Annotated in this window: 4 protein-coding genes; all 4 read left to right on the forward strand. The window is 66.6% G+C overall.

Annotated elements, in window-relative coordinates; genetic code table 11:
• The first annotated feature begins 94 nt into the window (after positions 1 to 94).
• The gene (locus tag AB0K09_RS31955) at positions 95 to 1,900 is read left to right on the forward strand and encodes an asparagine synthase-related protein (protein ID WP_366068888.1); all 1,806 of its coding nucleotides are present in this window, start codon (positions 95 to 97) and stop codon (positions 1,898 to 1,900) included.
• Between the two features lie 23 nt (positions 1,901 to 1,923).
• Complete coding sequence (locus AB0K09_RS31960) at positions 1,924 to 2,184, forward strand: lasso peptide biosynthesis PqqD family chaperone (RefSeq protein ID WP_366068889.1); 261 nt, start codon at positions 1,924 to 1,926, stop codon at positions 2,182 to 2,184.
• Positions 2,181 to 2,615 carry a lasso peptide biosynthesis B2 protein gene (locus tag AB0K09_RS31965; protein WP_366068890.1) on the forward strand — a complete coding sequence of 145 codons (435 nt, stop codon included), beginning with the start codon at positions 2,181 to 2,183 and terminating at the stop codon, positions 2,613 to 2,615. Before AB0K09_RS31960 ends, AB0K09_RS31965 begins: the two co-directional genes overlap by 4 nt.
• Positions 2,616 to 2,811, forward strand: a 196-nt coding sequence (locus tag AB0K09_RS31970) for a hypothetical protein (protein ID WP_366068891.1), incomplete at its 3' end; no start/stop codon positions are given.

The raw sequence follows: 2,811 nt of genomic DNA on the forward strand, positions 1-2,811 counted from the left end.
GCCGTCGGCGGCCCGGTCCGGACCGCCGACGGCCGCGCCACGACTCCGAGCGCCCGCCACTGAAGCAGGCGACCGACACAGTTGGGAACCGCCCATGAAGTTCGTTGTTCTGCCCGACCACCCCGCCGCGGACGAGGTGCGCACCCGGCTCCCCGATGAGGTCCGGAAGAACACGGTCTGTCATCACTCCGGCCGCCCCTGGCTGGTCGGGAACTGGTCCCCGGACGCCGCCGTCTGCGTTCAGGCCGGTCCGTCGAAGGTCGCGCTCCTCGGTGCCGCGCACACCACGGAACAGGAACTCTTGGCCAACCTCGAAACGGTCCGCACGGTGCGGGAGCTCGACAGAATCCTGGAGCGCACAGCGGGCTCCTTCCACCTGGTCGCTTCCATCGAAGGTCACGTCCGTGCCCAAGGCAGCCTCTCCGGTGCTCGGGAGCTCTTCTCCGCACCGGTCGCCGGTATCACTGTGGCCGCGAACCGGATATCTGCCCTGGCCGAGCTGCGACGGCTGACCCTGACCGAGGAGCAGCTCGTGATGCATCTGCTCGCCTTCTCGCCGCCGTGGCCCTTGAGCGAGCACAGTGTGTGGCGGGAGGTCGACTCTCTTCCCTTTGCGCATTACATGTCTCTTCACCCCGACGGAACTGCCGAGCCGATCCGGTGGTGGACTCCGCCGGCTCCGGAGGTCCCGGTTGATGTGGCTGCCCCCGAGTTCCGGAACGCGTTGGTCTCGGCGGTCGCGGCGCGAGTGGGCGCCTCGCCCACCATAGGCTCCGATCTCTCCGGTGGAATGGACTCGACGAGCCTCTGTTTCCTCGCCGCCGAGCAGGACTGCCGGCTGGTGACCATACGACGCCGGCTGATGGACCCGATGAATTGCGACGACTCCATCGCCGGCCGGGCCGCGGCGGACCTGCCCTGTGCCGAGCACATCGTCCTCGACCAGGACACGGCATCGCCGTACTACGACTCGCCGGACCGTGATGATCTGGCGATGGACGAACCACCGCCGTTCATCGCCGTGGCCAGTCATATGGAAGACGTCGCCCGGATGGTGGCAGCACGCGGGGTCACCAGGCACCTCCAGGGCGATGGCAGCGATGAACTGGCGGCTACCGGATCGACCTACGTGAACGCCATGGCCCGGCGGAACCTCCTCGGATGCCTGGACCTGGTCCGCGCGACGCGTGCCCGGCGACGCTGGTCCCTTGCCACGACCCTGCGCGCCGTCCGGGCCTTTCCGCCCTACGCCGAGTGGCTGCACCGATGCTCCGACGAACTACTCTCGCCGCCGGCCACCGAGTCGGAAGTGGGTTGGGAGCCTGCCCCACAGCTTCCCCCGTGGGCTTCCCGGGAAGCCACCGCCCTGGTCCGGGACGCGATCCGCCGTACGGCGGCGACGGGCCCCCAACCGATGTCGTCTATGCCCACGCATCACGAGATACTGCGCTGCATCCGCCTGAACGGTGGGATCTTTCGCTTCACGAACACGCTCGCGGAGCGTTTCGATGTGAGTTTCGAAGCCCCGTTCCTTGATGATCAAGTCGTGGATACGGCACTGTCCGTCCGACTGGCGGACCGGTACGTGGCGGGCCGCCATAAACCCGTCCTGGCTGCCGCCCTGCGCGGAACGGTGCCTGATTACGTCCTCGACCGAACCACCAAGAGCCATTTCACCATGGACGTCTACGCCGGCCGGAAGCGCAACCTCGGAAAGCTGCGGGAGATGTGCGAGGAGTCCCGCCTCGCCGACATGGGATTTATCGATCGCGAAGGCCTCCGACGTGTGCTCTCGGGCATCATGCCGGACCCCATTCACATGGGCCCGCTCGAAAAGACGATGGCTTGCGAGGCATGGCTCCGTTCCCTGCCCGCGAAGGTCGGCCCACAGGCACACTGACGCAACGAACAAGGAGATTCCGGATGACAGGCATAGCCCTCTCCCCCTTCGTCGCGATGGTCGAGTCCGAGGACGGAATGGTGTTCCTCAACAAACGGACCGGACGTTACTGGCAGCTGAACGGCACGGGGTCCGAAGTCGTCCGTTTGCTGCTGAGCGGCGAGACGGTGGAGTCGACGGCGCGCAGACTTCAGGAGAAGTACCCGGACGCGTCAGATCGGGCCGTGTCTGACGTTCGCACGCTGGTGCGCCGGCTTCAGGCCGCGAAGTTGCTCGTCCGATGAGTATTTCGATGGTCAACGAGCGGGCGCTTTCATCACCGCCGCTGTGGATCCGCCCGCTGGCGAGAGTCACTGTCCTCCTGGCCCGGGGCATCGCAAGGCTGTCGCCCGGGCGTCAGTTCGCGCTGCTCGAAGCCCTCCGTCATGGCGCGCGTGCCTGCAGCGCGAAAGAAGCTCACCGTGCCCGCAATGCCGTCCTCTTCGTCAGTGTGATGTGTACGGGACCGTGGTGCCTGCAGCGGTCGATAGCCACCGCGCTGTTGTGCCGCATCTGCGGCACCTGGCCCGAATGGTGTGTGGGAGTGCGCACGGAGCCCTTCATCGCTCACGCCTGGGTCCAGGTGGACGGCGTACCGATAGACGAGGACACGGAGCAACTGAAGTACTTCCACAGAATGGTCGCCATCCGGCCGGTCGTGAAGGGAGCCGTGTGAATGATGATGTCGCAGGCGTTCGATCTGTTCCCGGGCGAGAGCTCGGACATCGCACATGCCTGGGGAGCCCGGACGACTTCGCTGTCCATCGCGTCGTCCTTCCTCGTCGCCCTCGACAGCATCACCGTCGACCCGCAACGTCACCAACTCCCGTGCCGCCGTCACGACGTAGACGTAGCCGCCCCGCGCGTCCACG

The sequence above is a fragment of the Streptomyces sp. NPDC049577 genome (assembly GCF_040675635.1).
Classification (GTDB): Bacteria; Actinomycetota; Actinomycetes; order Streptomycetales; family Streptomycetaceae; genus Streptomyces.

Bases quoted from the DNA above. Each gene is read 5' to 3' on its own strand.
- AB0K09_RS31955 (WP_366068888.1), top strand. From the start codon at position 95: ATGAAGTTCGTTGTTCTGCCCGACCACCCCGCCGCGGACGAGGTGCGC.
- AB0K09_RS31960 (WP_366068889.1), top strand. From the start codon at position 1,924: ATGACAGGCATAGCCCTCTCCCCCTTCGTCGCGATGGTCGAGTCCGAG.
- AB0K09_RS31965 (WP_366068890.1), top strand. From the start codon at position 2,181: ATGAGTATTTCGATGGTCAACGAGCGGGCGCTTTCATCACCGCCGCTG.